Below are 957 nucleotides of genomic sequence, written 5' to 3'. Positions count from 1 at the left end.
TCCGAATGAACATCCATAAGAATGCCCGTCTCACACCGCTGCGTCGAGAGGAGATGGCGCTGTCGGTGATAGAAGGCGCTTTCTCCAAAGCCCATGCGGCGCGTGTCTACGGCGTGTCGGCCAAGATCGTGGCGCGCTGGGTCGAGCGCTACAAGTCCGAAGGGCGGGCCGGCATGATCGACCGTTCCTCGCGGCCCGCCCATATGCCGCAGGCCACCGCTGCGTTGATCGCCGAGCGCATCATGGCGCTGCGGCGGCAACGTTGGACCGGCAAGCACATCGCCCATGAGGTCGGCGTCTCGCCCGCCACCGTTAGCCGGGTTCTCAAGCGTGCCGGACTGTCGCGGTTGCGGGATATCGAACCGGCCGAGCCGATCCGACGCTACGAGCGCGAGCATCCTGGCGAGATGATCCATATCGATATCAAGAAGCTCGGTCGTTTCGAGCGCATCGGTCATCGCATTACCGGCAAGCGCACCGGCAATGCCAGCTCGCGCGGCAGCAGTTGGGAGTTCGTCCATGTCTGCATCGACGACGCCTCCCGCATCGCCTTCTCGCAGATCCTGCCCGACGAGAAAAAAGAAAGCGCCATCGCCTTCCTCAAGGCGGCGGTGGCCTACTACGCCAGCCTCGGCGTCACGATAGCCCGCGTCATGACCGACAACGGCTCCTGCTACAGATCAAAGGCCTTCGCCAAGGCCTGCCGCGATCTCGGCCTCAAGCACGTCAGGACAAGACCCTATACACCCAAGACCAATGGCAAGGCCGAGCGCTTCATCCAGACAGCACTGCGCGAATGGGCTTATGCCATCGCTTATCCGACTTCAGATCACCGCGCCGCAGAGTTGCCGGTCTGGCTGCACAGATACAATTGGCACCGTCCCCACGGGAGCCTAAAGTCCAAAACACCTATCAGTCGCCTCGCTCTAACCGAGGACAACCTGTTGAGGCTCCACA

Annotated in this window: 1 protein-coding gene; it reads left to right on the top strand. The window is 62.2% G+C overall.

Annotated features, from left to right (window positions below; genetic code table 11):
* Positions 1–5: 5 nt before the first annotated feature.
* Positions 6–957: IS481 family transposase (locus EOA27_RS38060; protein WP_127230906.1), on the top strand; the 952-nt coding region annotated here is incomplete at its 3' end.

The organism is Mesorhizobium sp. M2A.F.Ca.ET.037.01.1.1 (assembly GCF_003998075.1).
In the GTDB taxonomy this organism is placed as follows: Bacteria; Pseudomonadota; Alphaproteobacteria; order Rhizobiales; family Rhizobiaceae; genus Mesorhizobium.
Note: the sequence above shows the minus strand (reverse complement) of the source record. Positions and strands in the feature narration are given on the sequence as shown.